15 protein-coding genes are annotated in these 17087 nt (G+C 54.7%); 12 read left to right on the top strand and 3 right to left on the bottom strand.

The annotated features are described in order from the left end of the window. The first annotated feature begins 137 nt into the window (after nucleotides 1-137). The 3 genes from LG297_RS04400 (at nucleotide 138) to LG297_RS04390 (ending at nucleotide 2198) form a co-directional block, all read left to right on the top strand. Nucleotides 138-683 carry a glycosyltransferase gene (locus LG297_RS04400; protein WP_404425515.1) on the top strand — a complete coding sequence of 182 codons (546 nt, stop codon included), beginning with the start codon at nucleotides 138-140 and terminating at the stop codon, nucleotides 681-683. Further along, nucleotides 680-1771 carry a glycosyltransferase family 4 protein gene (locus tag LG297_RS04395; RefSeq protein WP_404425513.1) on the top strand — a complete coding sequence of 364 codons (1092 nt, stop codon included), beginning with the start codon at nucleotides 680-682 and terminating at the stop codon, nucleotides 1769-1771. Before LG297_RS04400 ends, LG297_RS04395 begins: the two co-directional genes overlap by 4 nt. A gap of 61 nt (nucleotides 1772-1832) precedes the next feature. Further along, entirely contained in the window at nucleotides 1833-2198 is a 366-nt protein-coding gene (locus tag LG297_RS04390; protein ID WP_404425511.1) for an MmcQ/YjbR family DNA-binding protein, read from the top strand. Nucleotides 2199-2210: 12 nt separating this feature from the next. On the opposite strand, the gene LG297_RS04385 is transcribed toward LG297_RS04390, so the two are convergent. Further along, nucleotides 2211-3500, bottom strand: a complete 1290-nt coding sequence (locus LG297_RS04385) for a nucleotide sugar dehydrogenase (RefSeq protein ID WP_404425509.1) — start codon at nucleotides 3498-3500, stop codon at nucleotides 2211-2213. Nucleotides 3501-3633: 133 nt separating this feature from the next. Beyond that, a complete protein-coding gene (locus tag LG297_RS04380; protein ID WP_404425507.1) occupies nucleotides 3634-6636 on the bottom strand; it encodes a leucine--tRNA ligase in 3003 nt (1000 codons plus the stop codon). Nucleotides 6637-6966: 330 nt separating this feature from the next. Here LG297_RS04380 and LG297_RS04375 point away from each other — a divergent pair, with 330 nt between their 5' ends. Next, entirely contained in the window at nucleotides 6967-7638 is a 672-nt protein-coding gene (locus tag LG297_RS04375) for a DUF5610 domain-containing protein (RefSeq protein ID WP_404425505.1), read from the top strand. 66 nt (nucleotides 7639-7704) lie between these two features. Here the strand turns inward: LG297_RS04375 and LG297_RS04370 are convergent, their stop codons facing one another. After that, nucleotides 7705-9087: a hypothetical protein gene (locus LG297_RS04370; protein WP_404425503.1), complete on the bottom strand. Its 1383-nt coding sequence runs from the start codon at nucleotides 9085-9087 to the stop codon at nucleotides 7705-7707. Nucleotides 9088-9400: 313 nt separating this feature from the next. Here LG297_RS04370 and LG297_RS04365 point away from each other — a divergent pair, with 313 nt between their 5' ends. The 8 genes from LG297_RS04365 to queE all read left to right on the top strand — a co-directional run bounded on the left by LG297_RS04365 (nucleotide 9401) and on the right by queE (nucleotide 16978). Continuing rightward, entirely contained in the window at nucleotides 9401-10018 is a 618-nt protein-coding gene (locus LG297_RS04365; protein WP_404425501.1) for a superoxide dismutase family protein, read from the top strand. 216 nt (nucleotides 10019-10234) lie between these two features. Next, entirely contained in the window at nucleotides 10235-10798 is a 564-nt protein-coding gene (locus tag LG297_RS04360; RefSeq protein ID WP_404425499.1) for a hypothetical protein, read from the top strand. Beyond that, a complete protein-coding gene (locus LG297_RS04355; protein ID WP_404425497.1) occupies nucleotides 10798-12153 on the top strand; it encodes a 7-cyano-7-deazaguanine synthase in 1356 nt (451 codons plus the stop codon). The genes LG297_RS04360 and LG297_RS04355 overlap by 1 nt, the downstream gene beginning before the upstream one ends. Before the next feature lie 6 nt (nucleotides 12154-12159). Beyond that, nucleotides 12160-13344 carry an ImmA/IrrE family metallo-endopeptidase gene (locus LG297_RS04350; protein WP_404425495.1) on the top strand — a complete coding sequence of 395 codons (1185 nt, stop codon included), beginning with the start codon at nucleotides 12160-12162 and terminating at the stop codon, nucleotides 13342-13344. Nucleotides 13345-13929: 585 nt separating this feature from the next. Next, nucleotides 13930-14784: a class I SAM-dependent methyltransferase gene (locus LG297_RS04345; protein ID WP_404425493.1), complete on the top strand. Its 855-nt coding sequence runs from the start codon at nucleotides 13930-13932 to the stop codon at nucleotides 14782-14784. A 125-nt stretch (nucleotides 14785-14909) separates the two neighbouring features. Beyond that, nucleotides 14910-15653, top strand: a complete 744-nt coding sequence (gene queC / locus LG297_RS04340) for a 7-cyano-7-deazaguanine synthase QueC (protein WP_404425491.1) — start codon at nucleotides 14910-14912, stop codon at nucleotides 15651-15653. A 195-nt stretch (nucleotides 15654-15848) separates the two neighbouring features. Further along, nucleotides 15849-16208 carry a 6-carboxytetrahydropterin synthase QueD gene (gene queD, locus LG297_RS04335; RefSeq protein ID WP_404425489.1) on the top strand — a complete coding sequence of 120 codons (360 nt, stop codon included), beginning with the start codon at nucleotides 15849-15851 and terminating at the stop codon, nucleotides 16206-16208. Further along, nucleotides 16205-16978 (top strand): 7-carboxy-7-deazaguanine synthase QueE, encoded by a 774-nt coding sequence (gene queE, locus LG297_RS04330; RefSeq protein ID WP_404425487.1) that lies wholly within the window; start codon nucleotides 16205-16207, stop codon nucleotides 16976-16978. The genes queD and queE overlap by 4 nt, the downstream gene beginning before the upstream one ends. The last annotated feature ends 109 nt before the right edge of the window (nucleotides 16979-17087 follow it).

Raw genomic sequence — 17087 nt, 5'->3', positions numbered from 1 at the left:
TCTGGATCGCTATTTTGCCAATCTGTCGGATATTCTACGCCCGCAGGATTGTGCCGTAATCGTTGATGATGGCTCGACCAATCCTATCATCCTTCCCGATGGATTAAAGCAGGCCCTACTTATTCGAAGCAATCCGATTGGCAGGGGGGGCTGCGCTCAATCTTGCCATTTCACATGCCAGCACCAGCCTGATTGCCATTCAGGATATCGACGATCTTTCCCACCCCGACCGACTGCCGATACAAGCCAGTATTTTGCGCAACCATCCCCATGTCCTAGCCTTCACCAAAGGACAAGAAGCACAAGTAAAAACCGGCAGAGATCAATGGCATGAAATGCCCGCCGTACGGCTTTATCGCAGCAATCCGCTACATCATTCGTCTCTGGCTTTCCATCGCTATATCTGGCAACAGGCGGGCGGATACGACCCAGACTTGCCCTGCTGCATCGATCTTGATTTTTACCTGCGGGCTGTCCGGTATGGCGGGACTGCAATCTGGCGGTTGGATCGGCCATTGATCACGCGAAATACCGATCCCGCAACCCGCCACTTTGCGTCCATCCAGACCACAATATATCGCGACACATTGCACAATGTTCTGGCCCGCCATCGCAAAGGCATAGCCCCTCCGGTCTGGATGCGCCTCTTTGATCTCAAACGCGCAATGGGGATCGGCATATGACCAAACCCCCGCGGATTATCGCCATGCTGCAACTGCCCCCGCCGATGCACGGGGCTGCTGCCATGAATGAAAGGGCGCTGGCCGCATTGCGGAAAATCTGTGATGTGACCCTGCTTGAAATGCGTTTTGCCAAGCATCCGCGCGACATTGCCAGACCGACAATTGGCAAACTGGTCACGGCATTTTACCTGTTGCTCAGACTGCTCTTCGAACTTTGGCGAAAACCCGATGCGCTTTACATCAATTTTGCCCCGTCCGGCGGCGCGTTTTATCGCGATGGCATTTACGTCCTTATATCAAAACTGTTTGGCATCCCGACGATCCTGCATCTGCATGGACAGGGCCTGCAAGCAGGTCGCGAAAACAGGTTCGCGAGCTGGCTGCAACACCAGGTCTTTGCAGGGCAAACCGCTATTATTCTAGGCGATGCCTTGCGCCACGAACTTTCAGGCCTTGATTGCCAATCAACAACCATTGCCAATTGTCTACCCGACGAGGCCTTCCAAATCACACGGCCCCGATCCGATGACACCACACCACGCCTGCTTTATCTGTCGAACCTGTTTCGCAACAAGGGCATTGACGTTGTGCTGGCGGCCTGCGCGATCCTTCGACAGCGCAATATTGATTTCGCACTTGATATCGCCGGGGCAGAGGGTGACATTTCAGCCACCGAACTTGTACGATTGATCGGCACTTTCGACCTCGAAAATCACTGCCAATATCATGGCCCGGTCGATGCCGGTTTCCGCACAAAGCTTCTATCCAACGCCAACCTTTTCCTGTTTCCCACACGCTATCCGAACGAAGCCCAGCCGCTTGTCGTGCTGGAGGCTATGGCCGCCGGGGTTCCCGTCATCACCAGCAATATCGGCACATTGGGCGATATCGTTCGAAACGGTGAAACCGGGCGCATCTGCCAACCGGGTAATCCCGAAATACTGGCTGACCAGATATCCAATGCTTTGATTCAAACGGATGAAACACGCGATATGGCAAATGCCGCACAGGCCTTTTGCCGCAAGCATTTCAGCAAGGACCGCTTTGATCGCGACTTGCAGCAACTCATCGTCAAAATCGTTTCTTGATCTCCATATGATGGCAACGCCAGAATATCCGGACAGCTTTTGATCAGGAAAGAAGCCCCGCATGACCCGTGACGAATTTAACGCATTTTGCAAATCGCTGCCCGTGACAACGTATGTCGTGCAATGGGGCGGTGCCGATGTCTGGAAGGTCGGTGGCAAGGTCTTTGCGATTGGCGGCTGGACCAAGGGCAATACGCTTGGCATTACCTTCAAGGTTTCCGATATTGCCTACGAGGTTTTAAAGGAACAGCCCGGTTTGCGACCTGCCCCTTATCTCGCATCGCGCGGCATGAAATGGATCCAGCATTATGACGTGCCGGGACTGGATGATGCCGACCTGCGCGATCATTTGGCAGAATCACACAAAATCGTTGCACGCGGCCTGACCCAAAAGATGCAGCGCGAGCTTAATCTGTATCAGGAATAAGCGGTGCCGCCTTTACAACCGCCAAAGCTCGATGCCAACGGGAACCTCGTCACGCGGCAGAATGGCACGCACGTCGGCGACAAAGCCGGTGCCATCCTTCAAAAGCCCCTGCACCAGCGGCCAGCCCTTGGCAACATATTCGCGGTGTGACACCGCCAGCACGACGGCATCGGCGGGCTTCAGATCACCGTCACCACACAGTTTCAGACCTGCGAATTCATGCACAACTTCCTCTGCATCGGCATGATGATCATGGACCTGAACAATGATCCCGGCATCCTCAAGTGATCGGATGATATCGATCACGCGCGTATTGCGGATATCGGGCACATCTTCCTTGAAAGTCAGGCCAAGGACCGTAACAGTCGGGTTCTTGGTCGCCCCATCGCGCAGCAACGCCCGGATCACCTTGTTGGCAACAACTTCGCCCATACTGTCATTGACCCGCCGACCAGCCAGAACCACCTGCGGGTAATAGCCAAGTTCCTCTGATTTGTGGGTCAGGTAATAGGGATCTACCCCGATGCAATGCCCGCCGACAAGACCCGGCGTAAAGCGCAGGAAGTTCCATTTGGTCCCGGCGGCATCCAGAACATCACGGGTATCAATCCCGGCGCGATCAAAGATCAGCGAAAGCTCGTTCATCAACGCGATATTCAGATCGCGCTGGGTATTTTCAATTACCTTCGCTGCCTCGGCCGCCTTGATGGTCGGTGCCTTGTGAATACCGGCCTTGACGACCGCTCCATAAACAGCCGCAACGATTTCAAGCGTTTCCGGCGTCTGGCCTGACACAACCTTGGTTATGGTGGTAAAGCGATGTTCGCGGTCGCCCGGATTGATGCGTTCGGGCGAATAGCCGACCGTGAAATCAGTCCCGGCTTTCAATCCTGAAAGCTGTTCAAGGATCGGCACGCATTCTTCCTCGGTCGCCCCGGGATAAACCGTGCTTTCATAGACAACGATGTCACCCCTTTTAAGAATCTTGCCAACGGTTTTCGATGCGGATCGCAACGGTGACAGGTCGGGGCGGTTTGACCTGTCAATCGGGGTCGGCACGGTCACGATATGGAAATCGGCCTGACGCAAGTCTTCCAGATTGTCGCTCAGAAGCAAATCTGCCGCTGCAAGCTCGTGATCATCAACCTCGCCAGTCGCGTCATGCCCCGCCTTAAGCTGGGCAATACGCGTCTTGTTGATATCAAATGCCACGACACGACCGGTTTCGGTCCCAAACGCCACCGCGACCGGCAAACCGACATATCCCAGACCGATAACCGAAATCTTGCGCCCGTGGCTCATTGCTCAACCCTTGAAATTTAATTCTGCCTGTCTTCTAGCCAGCACTTGCACAACCGTCAATAATCGAGGTCAAATATAGACAAGGCATTCGTTTAAGAATGCACTTTCTGCGCGAAACCTGTCGTGATCCGGCTTAACCCTTGACTACGATATTGATCAGTTTGGGGGTCGGCTTGGCGATATAAATCACCTTGACGATCTGCATGCCTTCAAGATGGCGCGCAACATTTTCGTCGGCCTTTGCCATTGCCTCGACCGTTGCCTGATCGGCATCGACCGCCACCATGATCGAGCCGCGCTTTTTGCCATTGACCTGAACCGGGACTTCAAATTCGTCGTCCTTGGCTTTTTCGGCATCAAATACCGGCCAGTCAAACTTGATCACCGATTTTTTGGAACCAAATTCGGCTTCTGCCATACGGCTCATAAGCTCTTCGCCCAGATGCGGCGCAAAGGGTGCCACCATCAGGGCAAGGGCACGAACATGATCGTCATGCACCGCATTCTGGCGGGTCATGGCGTTGGTCAGTTCGATCAATGCCGCAATCGCGGTATTCAGGCGCAATTCGGCGATGTCGTTGGTCACCTTGGCGATGGTCTTATGCACAAGCGTTTCGATCTTTCCATCAACGTCGCTGGTACGTTCCATCTGGGTTGCAACCTTCCAGACGTTCGACAGGAAGCGCATCATGCCAACAATCGCGTCAGACTGCCACGGTTTGGAGCTGTCAAGCGGCCCCATATACATCTCGTAAGTCCGGAAGGTATCGATTGTATACTGATCGCAAATTTCTTCCGGCGGGATGCCGTTTTTATACCGCTTGCCCATCTTGCCCGGAACGGTGATCAGCGCCTCGTCCGTCTTGGCATTGAACGGCTGCTTTTTGCCGTCGACATCGCGCATTTCAACATCATGGATGTCGACATAAACACCGCGCGCGTCGGTATAGGCATCGGCCGTGATCATGCCCTGGTTGAACAGTTTCTGGAACGGTTCGGGCGTTGCAACATAGCCAAGATCAAACAGGACCTTGTGCCAGAAACGCGAATACAAAAGATGCAGCACCGCATGTTCCGCCCCGCCGACATAAAGGTCGACCGCACCGGGCTTGGCATTACCATTCTCGTCGGTGGTGTTGGCCCAATAGGCCGCCGCCGCATCCGATGCAAAGGCCTGATCGTTCTTTGCATCGAAATAACGCAGATAATACCAGCACGAACCGGCCCAGTTCGGCATCGAGTTCGCATCACGACGGAACGAACGCACTTCGTAATCCGCACCGGCATGGCTGTGGGTCGATCCCACCGCCGCATCCACCGGCAGGACCGAACCATCCCCCAATACAATCCCGGTGACTTCCATCCATTCCTTGGCACGCGCCAAAGGCGGTTCGGGTTCCGAATTCGGGTCTTCGTTCGATTGCGGTTTGAAATCGGTCATTTCCGGCAGGACAACAGGCAGGGCCGCCTCGGCCACGCCATGCACCTGACCGGTTTCCTGATCAAACAGCACAGGGAACGGCTCGCCCCAATAACGCTGACGCGAAAACAGCCAGTCGCGCAGCTTATACTGCACCCGACCGCGGCCAATGTTCTTGGTTTCCAGCCATTCAATGATTTTCGCCTTCGCATCCGGGGTCGAAAGCCCGTTCAGGCTGACCTCGTCATTGGCGGAATTGATCGTATCACCCACATCGGTCTGCGCGATTTTGAAATCGCCCGGTGCGGTTTCATAGCGCGCCAGCAAGGCCGCATCGTCAAGATCGGCCGCATCATCCGGTGCATTGGCCCGAAGCCAGCTTTCCGACGGTTTGGTGGTCGCGACAATCGGCAGGCCGAATTTATGGGCAAATTCGAAATCGCGCTGATCGCCGGCCGGCACCGCCATGATCGCGCCGGTGCCATAGCCCATCAGGACATAATCGGCAATCCAGACAGGGATCTGCTGCCCATTGGCCGGGTTGGTGGCATAGGCCCCGATAAACACGCCGGTCTTTTCGCGGTTGGCTTCGTCCTTGGACGATACCGGACCGGCCAGTTTGACCTCGGCGCGATAGGCCGCAACCGCATCCTTCTGATCGGCTGTCGTCAGAGCATCAACCAGCGGATGTTCGGGGGCCAGCACCATATATGTCGCGCCGAAAATCGTATCAGGCCGCGTGGTATAGACCGCGATCTTGTCCTTGCCGCCACCGGCAAGAGTTACCGGGAAATTGACCCGCGCGCCGACCGAACGGCCGATCCAGCCTTTCTGCATCTCGACAACGCCGTTGGGCCAATCAAGCCCTTCAAGGTCGCCCACCAGCCGATCGGCATAATCGGTAATGCGCAACATCCACTGTTTCAGCGGACGCTTGTAAACCGGGTAATCACCGCGTTCGGACTTGCCTTCGTTGGTGACTTCCTCGTTCGACAGAACCGTGCCCAGCATCGGGCACCAGTTGACCGGAACCTCATCGACATAGGCCAGACGCCCACGATCAATCGCGCGGTCGATTTCCTTGCCTTCTGCCTTCGTGCCCTCGCCAATGACGGATTTCGGCTGCGGCACACCGTCCTCGTCCAACAACCATTCCCCGCTTTCAAGGAGCCCACGAAGCTCGGCAATCGGGCGGGCGCGCCCGGTAATGGTCTGCCCCTGCGGGCCTTTCCATTCGACAGTCGGGTCATAGAAGCTGTTGAAAAGCTGAAGGAAAATCCACTGCGTCCATTTGTAATAATCGACATCGGTCGAGGCAAAGCGACGATGCGGATCATGGCCAAGGCCGATCACCTGCAACTGGCGCAGCATGTTTTCGATATTGGCTTCGGTGGTGATGCGCGGATGCTGGCCGGTCTGGATCGCGAACTGTTCGGCTGGCAGGCCAAAGGCATCAAAACCCATCGAATGCAGCACGTTAAAGCCGCGCATGCGTTCAAACCGTGCCTTGACGTCGGTTGCGATATAGCCCAGCGGATGACCGATATGAAGACCAACCCCGCTTGGATAGGGGAACATATCGAGGATGACTTTTTTCTTTTTGGCGGCGTCGAAATCGGCATCGCCCGGATTGGGGGTACGATAGGTATCGTTTTCCCGCCAGTAATCCTGCCAGCGCTTTTCAAATTCGCGCGCACTTTCCTGATAGTTCGCCACCGTCAAACAGCTCCCAAGCTCAAAATACCGGATGCGGAGAAATCCTCGACACGTCCCGGGCAAGAAATTCTTGCAACATAACTCGCATAAACCCTGTTCAATAATCGGGCTTGGTCCCCGTTGCAATATCAGAATGCAGGATATCTGCGCCAATCCCCAACCATACCTCTATAACCGGCTATGGCTTTTTCGCGCCGATTATGCCATATTGACCGCTGAAAATGATTCACCGGCATGCGATACGGCCCATGAGGGAGCCCGCATGCTCCTTGTGTTATCAAGCCCGATCAAGGGCTTGGCCACAAGCAACCCGCGTCCAGGGAGGACGGCATGGATATCACTATCGGCGGATTGACATCGCAGGCGACCAACGGCTCAAGCCGCAGCGCGCAGTCTTACCTGCCCGGTAATGACGACTCGAAATCCGGGTCAAACACATCCGTTTCCCCGTTTGATAACGCAACCTCGGTCTCGCTTTCCCCGCAATCGGCCAATCTTTTGTCCGCCGATCAGATCGTCTCGGCAATCAATGAAAGCCTGGCCTCGACCGGTCTTTCGGTCGAGGGTGTCGATCCCACCGATTACACCCCCGAAGCGGTTGCTGATCGCATTCTGGCCCGCGTTGGCGACCTGATCGCCTCGAACGCCGATAGCGAGGAAGAAGCCCGCGAGATTTTCGATCAGGCCAGCGAAGGCATCGCTAGGGGCCTTGATCAGGCGCGTGAATTCCTTGACGGGATCAATGCCCTGAACGACACGATCAACGGCAATATCAACGAAACCGAGGACCGCCTGAATGAAGGCCTGAAATCCATCGAAGCCCGCCTGACCGAACTGTTTGAATACAGCCCGGCCAAGGAAGCCGCCGATACAACCCCGGAACGTGATGAGCAGGTCCTTCAGTCGCAGGTCACCCAAACGGCGCAGGCAAGCCAGGCCTATGCCGAGGCCGGCAGCAATGCGCAGCGTAACGCCCCGCGCTATGGCACCTCGGCCATCTGATCTTCGCGATCATAGCCTCATCCATCCAAACCGGCAGGCATCCCCTGCCGGTTTTGTTTTGCGCCCTCACAACCCCGCCGGTCCCGGCCCGTCATCACTGCCGACACGAAACAGTTTCCGTCCGGCATCCTGTATCTTGTTAAACGCATCCTCGGCCATGAAGCCCGACACAAACGCCATGAAGGTCAGAAGAAACGCGCTGATTTCGATATTGCCTGATCCGTCCGGGCCGCCTTGGGTCACCATCAGCATCCCGGCCTCGGTAAACAGAAAAATCGCGATTGCTGCTGCAATCCCCTCCCCGGTCATCACCATCAAATGCCCTGCAGCGGCGAAACCGGTTTCCGGCATCTCCACCGCTGCCTGTTCATCCTCATCCGTCTCCACCGCGTCCGCCATCCCAACCCGGCGATAACGGCGGGTAAAGCTGACAACAGAGCCAAGGCCGCCCGCCGCCACCGTCACCAGAAGCGTCAGCACGATCCCCGGCATCTGCAACAGAAGCGACAATACCCCGCCAAGCGGCTGCTGAAACAGGGCGACCAGGGACCTGCGCCCCTCGTCGCCCGTCGCATCCTCGTCCGCCCAAAGGGCTGCATGTTCCTCGCGCAGGTCGGCAAGCTCCGCGCTCAGGCTGGCGCGTAGCCGGTCGGCCTGTGCCTGTTCGGCGGTGATATTGGCCCAGGCCACCTGGGCACGCGCCGCCTTCTCGCCAAAGCTCATCACCGCATTGCGGATCGCGTCGACCCGGCTGCGGATATCGGTAGCAAAAGCCTCGCTCCCGCCGGGGGCCAGCGCCATATGCGACAGGGCCGTGTCAAGGTTGGCAATCACCTCCCTGCCCTCGCCGGTGCGCGCAGTGTCGGGCGATGGTCGCCCGTCTTCGGCACTGAAATCACTTTGCGCCAGAAAGGCGAATGCCTGATTAAGGGCGGCAAGGTAGGCCGTGCGAAAATCCGGGTCGAACCTGCCCGGTTGTTCGACCACCACAGCACCCAGCCCGGCATAAAGATCAAACGCCGCCCGCCATGCGGCAATCGCCTCCTGACGCAGGGCCAAACCATGCCGGGCGGCGGTAAGGCCACTTGCATCAAGCATCCGGATATCGGTACGCATCGCATGGATATCGCCCTTAAGCTGCGCCTCGTGATAGCCCTGAAACACCAGCCGTTCCAGATCACCGGGCGAGCTTAGCTCAAGCTCGCGGCTCAGAAGCTCGCGCTGGATATCGGCGGTAAATCCAGCAAACAGGGTCACGACAAACCCGACATACAAAACCACCACCAGCGCGATCAGCATGACAGAGCCCAGAATCGCCGCCCCGCGAACATATAAAACCCGGCCAAACAGCACATGCCGGATCAGATCGCCCCATTCAAATCTACCGGGACTTGTATTGCCCGACCGCGCCGCATTGCCCGAAGATCGCCGGTCATTCTCCTCTGTCATGGTCTGTGCCCTGCACTCCGCCTGATTGCGCCGTGATCACGACGCCACGCGCCGCCTCAAACCTGACGCCACCAGACCCGCCCTTGTGACAGGGGCCGTCTCGCGCTCCACACTCCCACCCCGGCCCGGACCCATCCCCCCATAAAATCGCCCCAAACCCCGCCAACACTTAAAACGACCAAGATTTTACGGAACAAAACCCGTCCGCACCGGTTTTAGGAAAACAGGTTTTTCAAAAACGGCTCGAACCGCAAAGGTCACGCATCGCTAACAGGATCGCCGACAGGACCGCCACAACAGCAGAGGATTTCCCATGTTCCATCGCGAAAACATCTGCCACCCCAAATCACGTACTGCCGCCATCCCCACCACGACGACCGATGCCAACGACACGCGCCGCTCGGCACTGGCAACCGCCACCATGGCGGCCCTGCTTGCCCTTGGTGCTGCGATGGCGCTTGTGCCCGGTCATGCCAAGGCGGGCGAGGAAGCCAAATCAAACTTTATCAATACGGATGGTACGGAAATCGGGACGCTGACGGTCAATGGCGTGCCGGATACTGCGATCCTGAAGATCGCACTTAACGACCTCCCGCCCGGTCAGTGGGTGGCGTTTCATATCCATGAAAACGGCGAATGCGATGCGCAGGGCGGCTTCAAATCCGCCGGCAGCCATTTCAACCCGATGCAAAAATCCCACGGCCACGAATTTGCCGACGGCCCGCATGCGGGCGACATGATGAACCAGTATGTCAATGACAAGGGCGAACTTTACGCCCAAATCCTCAATAACGCCGTACGCTTTGAAGACGGCAGCGGCGAAACCGACATCCACGGCAAAGCCGTCATCATCCATGCCGGTGCGGACGACTATAAATCCCAGCCCTCAGGTGATGCCGGGGACCGGATTGCTTGTGCGGTGATTGAGTAAGGTAACTTCGAGCCAAGCCATATAGCATAGATTCCAAAACTATTGCAGTAAATCCAGTCGCCAGCAAATGAAAATTTGCTGGCTTTTTCAATAGCTTAACCACTCCCTCAAAGAACCATAAGGTTGATATATTCAATGAAATAAAAACCAATTGATTCATTAAACTTGACATTGTCAGATATTTTAAATGATAATTCTGACACTGGAGGATCAGCCATGAGCGATGGACCACATAGAAGCCTACCACTGAAGAGACACTGGAAGCGATTTGCCCAAAAGGCAGCAAACGGAGCGTACTCTATTGAAGAAGTGCAGGAAGAACTCGAACGAGCTCTGAGCAAAGAACTGAAAGACGCGCGGCTAGATTTGCTAGAGCGTATTTTTCTTGAAGAAGAGCAAGGTCAACTGTTCGAAGATGAGAAGCTCGAAAGAGCGAACAGACTGCTCGAATCAGTGGAAGGCTCTACAGTTTTTCTCACTGCGGCCGAGAGCGCCATCGAAACCATCATGGAGAACAAACATGGCGAGGAAGCGATTAAACACGTGCTCAGAAGCGTAGCCGACGAGATTTTCCAAAAGCATGCCCGCAGTATAGAAGAACACTGGCAACGAGAGGCCGGGTATCGCGGAATTCGAACGATACGTAATCGTCTTAATTGGCTCCGAAGCAATTTCAGCTACAGAAAAACTTCTCAACCGAGGTCGGACGCTTCTTCCACAATTAACCGACGGAACAGAAATGTATCTAGAACCGGTCTTGATGAGGGGCCTGCGCTCTAATGGCAGCTAACTTGGACAACTATCCCTTTCGAAAAATAATTGCGTCGGATCGTCCTAGACGAGCCTCAAATGCATTTACCTTCGACCTTACAACAGACCTCAAATTCTCGCCAAAAGACTTCATTTCCTATTATCTCCCTGACTGGACCGAAACAGTCTACGACGCAATGATAGTAGCAGCATCAATTGAGTTTTCGGATAGAGCGATCATGCGACGTACATCCGTTTGGGGCAGAACTATAGATTTAGAAATTTCGGTTCATGACCCAAAACATTGGAACTCCAAATTGGTATCAGAACCGTTGCATCGCGCTTTGAATTTTTTAACCGGTGATGTTTGGCAAATATCGTTCGTCGCGAGAAAAAATGCCCATTCCTTCGGCAACGAACCATTCTTTGATTTTCAACAACCAACAAAAGCCATCTTGGCTTATAGCAATGGAATGGACTCAAATGCGGTGAGAGGTATCACTGAAGCAGAGATTGGAACGGAGTTAGTTTGCGTTAGGGTAGGTGGAAAGGATGAAAGCAAGAGGGAAAAAAAGAAGCGCCCCTTCACCAATTTTCCATATGACGTCAGAATATCATCAATACACAATAAAGAACCAAGCGCCCGGAGCCGAGGTTTCAAGTTCGCAACAATTAGCTCTATTGCAGCTTATTTGACCAATGCAGAAAAAATTTTAATACCAGAAAGCGGTCAAGGCGCAATCGGACCATCATTGGTCACTGTAGGAAATATCTATCCTGATTTTCGTAATCACCCTCGCTTTACGAAAATGATGAGTGATTTCATCTCTGCACTTTTCGGCAGAAACATAACCTTCGATTACCCTCGTCTTTGGAGCACCAAAGGCGAAACACTTAAAAAATTTTCTGAGTTACCAAACGGAAATGAATGGTCGAAAACTCTGTCTTGCTGGCGGGGAAACAACTGGTCATCGGTTAATGGAAAATACCGTCAATGCGGCGCGTGCGCAGCCTGCATGCTTAGACGACTTAGCGTACATGCAGCCGGGTTAAAAGAAAGTGCCGAAACCTATGTAGCAATAGACATGAGCAGCGAGAGTTTTGAAAACGCCCTGCATCCTGATTTTAAACGCAAGGGGCGCGCCTTTACGGAATATGCAATTGCCGGTGTGTTGCACATGCAACACCTCGCTGATATGTCAAAGCCGGAGTATGAACGTACTCTAAAGAGACACGCTCTGCATCTTGCTTTGGCATTGGAGAGCCCGGTCGAACAAGTTCTGAAAAATCTGACTGATCTGATCAAAAGACACTCTAATGAGTGGGACCAATACCTCAATGAGTTGGGAGAGCGCTCGTTTGTCTGGAACTGGGCGCGCAATTAAAAAATCATGACCCCTAGTAAAGATATTTCTCAAGACCCCTTAATTGGAGAACGTCTTAGAATTGTGCGAGAAGCTGCCAAAATCACGCAAGCAGCTGCCGCCGAAAAAATAGGTGCGGCACGAACCACACTCATCGCAATCGAACAGGGTAAACGGAAGATCAAGCTTGAAGAAATTCAACTGCTCGCCGCACTATACAAAACGTCGGTGAATGCTTTGCTACGTCAAGAATCAATACATCTTGATATGACGCCACAATTTAGAAAACTAGCAGAGACCGATCATTCCTCAATTACGGATGCGGCAATATTATTAAACAAATTGGTTCAGGCCGAAGTTGAACTGGAAAACTGTCTTGGAGTTGTTCGGCCAAAGAATTATCCTCCTGAACGCCCATTGCTCCCAGGAAATGTAGCGACTCAAGCCGAGACTGACGCTCAGGATTTAAGAAACTGGCTTAGCCTAGGTTCAGGGCCAGTAGGCGATATGGTTTCAATACTGAGTTTGCAAATCGGCATGAGAGTTTATTTACGCAAACTCAGCGGAAATATATCCGGTTTATTTTCTTACCACGAAAACGTGGGGGCATGTGTTCTAGTGAATGCCCACCATCCAATTGAACGCATCCAACAAACTTGTGCGCATGAACTTGCTCATTTTATAGCTACGCGCAACCAACCAGAAGCCCTAACTATCAATGAAACTTTCTCTTCTCGAGAGGAAAGATATGCCAATATTTTTCAACGAAGTTTCTTAACTCCCGCCCGTGCTGTTCAACAAAAGTTTGCCGACATTACCGCCGGCCATACTCATTTGACGAGACGTCATATAATTCTGCTTGCACACGCCTTTCAAGTATCTCGGGAAGCAATAACTCGTCGGCTTGAAGAACTCAATCTTGCCAAGACGGGGACTTGGGACTGGTTTAAAGACAATGGCGGGATTACTGACGAACAAGCAAAACAAGTACTCGGCGACAAACACCCCCCTCAGCCCAATCTAAGCGAGGGGAAATACCTTTTACCGTCCCGTTTGGCACTATTAGCGAGAGAAGCTTGGAAGCGTGATCTTTTCAGCGAAGGGCAGTTGTCAAAATTGTTAATGCTCGACCGACATCAAGTTCGGGAAGTTTTGGATGGTGTAGAAATGGAGGAAAACGAGGCAAATGATCTCGTCAAACTCCCCAACTAAGTCGTCCGAGAGCATTACTCTCGATGCTAGCGTCGTGATAAATCTCAATGCAACGAAAGACTTCGCAAAAATATTGTCACTGTTACCCTATACCGTGAACGTGACAAATCATGTCGTGGATGAACTTCGAAATGGTGAATCCCTCAGAGGACACAGCGACTTTTCTCAACTGATCAGCTTGGTTAATGAAGGCCTCGTAAAGATAGTTTCGCTAGAACCTTATGCTGCCTCAATCTATCTTTCTCTTGTAAATGGTTCCGCATTTGAGACACTTGACGATGGAGAGGCTTCAACTATCAGCTTCGCTCTGCAAACAAATTGCATCGCAGCAATTGATGAACGGAAGGCCCTACACTTATGCACGCGGAAATTTTCTCAGTTACAGACATGCAATAGCTTGGACTTAATTCTGCATCCAAATGTCGCACGAGAATTCAGTGACGACACAATGTCAGATCTTGTATTCAACGCTTTGTCAGGAGCACGAATGCGCGTTCCCAGCAATTATATCGCGCAAGTCATTGATCTTATAGGTGACGAAAGAACTCGTGTTTGCCCAAGCCTTTCCAACCAGAAAACATCACGATGACCTCTTGGCATCACCTCTCTTCAGACTGGCTGAACTGGGCGGATCAACTCGCGCCCGCAGCACAGAAGATCAACCGGCATCTGATCGACGCACTTGATCTGCCGACTTTGGCGCGTGCCGCCGACGGGCGGGGATTGGCCGTGCTTGATCTGGCGTCCGGGGTCGGGGAACCGGCCTTCGGGATTGCGCGGATGCTGGCAGACAACAACGACGCCGATGAAGCCCTGCGCGGCCAAGTGATTGCATCCGATATCGTGCCGGGCATGTGTGCCGGTTTGGCGGAGCGCGCCGGGGCCGAGGAGATCGGCAATCTGTCGGTGGTTGCGGCTGATATGGAAAAGCTGCCCTTTGGCACGGGCACGATGGATGCGATTTCGTGCCGGTTTGGCGTGATGTTCTGCCATGATCCCGATGCCGCCCTTGGCGAAGCCAACCAGGTGTTGCGTACAGGTGGCCGGGCGGCTTTCATGTTGTGGGCACCGCTGGTGGATAATCCCTTATTTAGCGCCATGGATGCGGTTCTGGGCAATATCCTTGGGACCGGGTTTGCCGATGCGGGGCTTGACCTGTTTGGCTTTGCCGATCCGGCGTCGGCGACCGCGCGCATGGCACGCGCCGGGTTTGGTGATGTCACAATCACCACCCATAACCCCGCCGGGCGCATCCCGGAACGTGCAGCATTCTGGAAGCCGCAGATGGAAATGCTGTTTGGGCCGCAATTGCGTGCCGCCACGGATGCGGAACGCGGGGCGATTGATGCCGCAATGTTCGAAGCCCTTCGCCCTTATGTGACGGACGGGCATTTTCAGGTTCCGATTTGTTTTCATGTACTTGCCGGGGTGAAGGGGTAAGCCCCTACGCAAAGCGGCGTTTTTCCCTTGATTTCCGTACTCCTTCGTGTCAAACCGCGCGCCTTGGAAGGGATGTTTCCTTCCCCTGTCGTAGCACCAGGTTAAAAACACGAAAGACATGACATATGAAGACGATTGTCGTCTGCTCTGGCGGGCTGGATTCCGTCACGCTGGCCCATAAGGTCGCGGCCGAGCATAAACTGCATTCCCTGATTTCGTTCGATTATGGCCAGCGCCATAAAAAGGAACTTGATTACGCCGCACGTGCCGCACGCGATCTTGGCGTCAAACATCACATTGTCGATCTGACGCCGGTTGGCGCACTGCTGACCGGGTCGTCATTGACATCTGATGATATCGCTGTGCCCGACGGCCACTATGCCGAGGAAACCATGCGCATCACCGTGGTCCCCAACCGCAATGCCATCATGCTTGCCGTGGCGTTCGGGGCGGCGGCCTCCGCCGGGGCCGATGCGGTGGCAGCCGCCGTTCATGGCGGGGATCATTTCATCTATCCCGATTGCCGTCCCGATTTCATCAAATCGTTCCAGACCATGCAGAACCACGCCCTTGAAGGCGTGCGCGACGTGTCGCTTTATACGCCGTTCCTTCACGGGTCGAAGGCCGATATCGCCGCCGAGGCCGGGCGTCTTGGGGTTCCGATTGATCGCACATGGTCGTGCTACAAGGGCGGTGAAACCCATTGCGGGCGGTGCGGCACATGCGTGGAGCGGCGCGAGGCGCTTGAACTTGCCCGTGTGCCCGATCCGACGGTTTACGTGGATCGCGATTACTGGAAACAGGCACGGGCCGAACATATGGCGCGCAGCCTTGGGGCAGAGGCGGAAGTACAACCTTCCGGAGACTAAAAGCCGCTGGACCGAGCATGGGGCACTATGGATGCCCGCCTTCGCGGGCATGACGAAGGTAAGGTCATAACCCCCAAAACCGTCACCCCCGCGCAGGCGGGAGTCCAGTCTTTCGGACCGCAGACTCACAGACACAACCCGGCCGCAAGCCCTCCGCCGCATCGCGGGCACGGGCGCGCCGTATCGAAAGCCATTATGATGTTTACCATCACCAAACAATTCGCCTTTTCCGCCAGCCACCAGTTGGCCGGGCTTGATGCCGATCACCCCTGTGCCCGCCTGCACGGGCATAATTACATTGTCGAGGTCGAGCTTCGCGGTGCGGAGCTTGATGCGCGTGGCTTTGTCCGCGATTACCGCGAACTCGCCCCGCTGAAACAAATGATTGATGACGAATTTGATCACCGCCACCTGAACGAGGTCCTTGACCATGATCACGCCACCGCCGAACGGCTTGCCCTGTTCTTTTACGACTGGGCGCATGATCGCTGGCCTGAAGTCAGTGCGGTGCGCGTTTCCGAAACGCCGAAAACATGGGCGGAATACCGGCCATGAGCGGGACCGAACTTGCACCAGAGCTTGTGACGGATAAAATCCGTATCTCGGAAATTTTCGGACCGACCGTGCAGGGCGAAGGGGCGCTGATCGGCATGCCGACGGTGTTTGTCCGCACCGGGGGGTGTGATTTTCGCTGTTCATGGTGCGATACGCTTTATGCCGTCGATCCGGCCTTTCGCGCCGACTGGAAACCGCACAGCGCCCACGAGGTCATGGACCGGGTCCGCACCCTTTCGGGTGGTCGGCCGATCCTTGTGACCCTTTCGGGCGGCAACCCGGCGATCCAGCCCTTGGGCGGCCTGATTGCGCTTGGCAAACGCAATGGTTTTACCTTTGCCATCGAAACCCAGGGCAGCATCGCACGCGACTGGTTTGCCGATCTTGATTACCTGACATTAAGCCCCAAACCGCCAAGCAGCAGCACCGATTTTGACCCGCGCGCCCTTGCCGCCTGCATCAACGCCGCGCGCGCCAATGGCGTGCTTGATGGCCCGGTAATTACGCTTAAATTCCCGGTGCGCGATGAGGCCGATCTGATGTTTGCCGACCATGTCCGCAAACGCCATCCCGATATCCCGGTCTGTTTGCAACCGGTCAACACCACCCCCGCCGAACCGCACCCGGATGGCGCAAATGGCGTTGATATCGATGGCCTGACCGAACGCTATCGCTGGCTGGTCGATCAGGTATCACAACGCCGCTGGTTCGATGTGCGGGTTTTGCCGCAATGGCACGTCCATGTCTGGGGCAATCTGCGCGGGGTGTGATTTTCCGTTGTCGTTTTATGGATGTGGCGGAGGTTCTGCCCCTAATTACCCGCCGTGCGCCCTTTACCGTCCGCCGCCCTTCCCGCCAATTGCGAAATCGCGGATCACT

Source organism: Thalassospira australica (assembly GCF_044790785.1).
GTDB lineage: Bacteria > Pseudomonadota > Alphaproteobacteria > Rhodospirillales > Thalassospiraceae > Thalassospira > Thalassospira australica_A.
Note: the sequence above shows the minus strand (reverse complement) of the source record. Positions and strands in the feature narration are given on the sequence as shown.

Excerpts from the sequence above, each read along its gene's own strand:
- LG297_RS04395 (WP_404425513.1), top strand. The coding sequence starts at position 680 with ATGACCAAACCCCCGCGGATTATCGCCATGCTGCAACTGCCCCCGCCG.
- LG297_RS04390 (WP_404425511.1), top strand. The coding sequence starts at position 1,833 with ATGACCCGTGACGAATTTAACGCATTTTGCAAATCGCTGCCCGTGACA.
- LG297_RS04385 (WP_404425509.1), bottom strand. The coding sequence starts at position 3,500 with ATGAGCCACGGGCGCAAGATTTCGGTTATCGGTCTGGGATATGTCGGT.
- LG297_RS04375 (WP_404425505.1), top strand. The coding sequence starts at position 6,967 with ATGGATATCACTATCGGCGGATTGACATCGCAGGCGACCAACGGCTCA.
- LG297_RS04370 (WP_404425503.1), bottom strand. The coding sequence starts at position 9,087 with ATGACAGAGGAGAATGACCGGCGATCTTCGGGCAATGCGGCGCGGTCG.
- LG297_RS04365 (WP_404425501.1), top strand. The coding sequence starts at position 9,401 with ATGTTCCATCGCGAAAACATCTGCCACCCCAAATCACGTACTGCCGCC.
- LG297_RS04360 (WP_404425499.1), top strand. The coding sequence starts at position 10,235 with ATGAGCGATGGACCACATAGAAGCCTACCACTGAAGAGACACTGGAAG.
- LG297_RS04355 (WP_404425497.1), top strand. The coding sequence starts at position 10,798 with ATGGCAGCTAACTTGGACAACTATCCCTTTCGAAAAATAATTGCGTCG.
- LG297_RS04350 (WP_404425495.1), top strand. The coding sequence starts at position 12,160 with ATGACCCCTAGTAAAGATATTTCTCAAGACCCCTTAATTGGAGAACGT.
- LG297_RS04345 (WP_404425493.1), top strand. The coding sequence starts at position 13,930 with ATGACCTCTTGGCATCACCTCTCTTCAGACTGGCTGAACTGGGCGGAT.
- queC (WP_404425491.1), top strand. The coding sequence starts at position 14,910 with ATGAAGACGATTGTCGTCTGCTCTGGCGGGCTGGATTCCGTCACGCTG.
- queD (WP_404425489.1), top strand. The coding sequence starts at position 15,849 with ATGATGTTTACCATCACCAAACAATTCGCCTTTTCCGCCAGCCACCAG.
- queE (WP_404425487.1), top strand. The coding sequence starts at position 16,205 with ATGAGCGGGACCGAACTTGCACCAGAGCTTGTGACGGATAAAATCCGT.